This window comes from Mycobacterium asiaticum, assembly GCF_001668675.1.
GTDB classification, from domain to species: domain Bacteria; phylum Actinomycetota; class Actinomycetes; order Mycobacteriales; family Mycobacteriaceae; genus Mycobacterium; species Mycobacterium asiaticum_D.
On record NZ_LZKQ01000278.1, the window covers coordinates 1 to 1170 of the forward strand.

The 1170-nt window shown below is 69.7% G+C and carries 2 protein-coding genes and 1 pseudogene; 2 read left to right on the top strand and 1 reads right to left on the bottom strand.

Annotated elements, in window-relative coordinates; genetic code table 11:
• Window positions 1–81: 81 nt before the first annotated feature.
• Window positions 82–210, bottom strand: a pseudogene (locus A9X01_RS31610) (DNA-binding response regulator); the annotation flags it as partial.
• Between A9X01_RS31610 and A9X01_RS23220 the strand changes: the two are divergent.
• Together A9X01_RS23220 and A9X01_RS23225 are read left to right on the top strand one after the other, a co-directional pair.
• Window positions 166–747, top strand: a complete 582-nt coding sequence (locus tag A9X01_RS23220; RefSeq protein ID WP_065122977.1) for a LuxR C-terminal-related transcriptional regulator — start codon at window positions 166–168, stop codon at window positions 745–747. The pseudogene A9X01_RS31610 and the gene A9X01_RS23220 sit on opposite strands and share 45 nt — an antisense overlap.
• Before the next feature lie 59 nt (window positions 748–806).
• Window positions 807–1124, top strand: coding sequence for a hypothetical protein (locus A9X01_RS23225; protein ID WP_155772236.1), 318 nt, complete (start codon window positions 807–809; stop codon window positions 1122–1124).
• The last annotated feature ends 46 nt before the right edge of the window (window positions 1125–1170 follow it).

Sequence of the window (1170 nt, forward strand, 5' to 3'; positions counted from 1 at the left end):
GGCCGGGCCCCCCCGGGCGCCCCCACCAACCCCCAGCTCCCCCCCCCCCCCCGCGGGCCCCCCCCCCCCGGGGGGGGGGCCCGCCGCCGCCACGCCCTCGGCGGTGGCCACCACGTTGAACCCGTCGTCGGCAAGGTCGCGGGCTACAGCATCGCGCCAGATGGGATGGTCGTCGACCACCATCACCGAGGGACCGGACTGCTCAGTCATGGTTTGGCGCGCCGCCGCGCCGGTGTGGTGAAACCGGATGTCGTGGTGATGGACATGCGTTTGAGTGACGGCGACGGGGTGCAAGCGACCAGAGAGGTGCTCGAGGTGTCGCCCTCGACCCGGGTGCTGGTGCTCTCGGCGTCCGACGAACGCGATGACGTGCTCGAGGCGGTCAAGGCGGGTGCGACCGGATATCTGGTCAAGAGCGCATCCAAGGCCGAACTGGCCGAGGCGGTGCGGGCGACCGCGGCCGGACGAGCCGTCTTCACCCCCAGCCTGGCGGGGTTGGTGCTGGGCGAATATCGGCGCATCGCCCAGAACCCGAGCCCGGACAAGTCCACCCCCAGCCTCACCGAGCGCGAGACCGAGGTCTTGCGTTTCGTCGCAAAAGGCATGTCCGCCAAGCAGATTGCCGAAAAACTGTCGCTGAGCCACCGGACGGTGGAAAACCACGTGCAGGCGACCTTCCGCAAGCTACAGGTCGCCAACCGGGTGGAGTTGACCCGATACGCCATCGAGCACGGGCTGGACCAATAGCCGGAGTTGGGTAGTCCTACTCATCCGATTCGCGGCGTTCCGCGGCAGGGTGGGTGACCATGACCGAATCGCATCAGGTGGACCGTGCTGTGCTCAGCCGGCTCACGCAGGAATTCGACGCCCTGGCCCGGCAGATGTCCCGGGTGTCCGGAGAGCTCAGCCAATTGGACCGGTTGATCGCTGGCTCGGCCCCACCAGCCGCGCAGCCCACACCGGCACCCACTGCGGCGCCGGCCTACGTTCCGGCCGCGCAACAGCAGCCCGCACCCTATTGGCAGAACTACTGGCAGTACTGGACGCCCGCGGCCGCCGCGCCGCGCCCGCCCCGACCGTCACGCCAGTACGCGCCGGCGCCGGCGCCCACTGGTAGATGGTGACGACAGCGATGACATCCAGGTAGGCCGTGGCGATACCGGTTGCCGC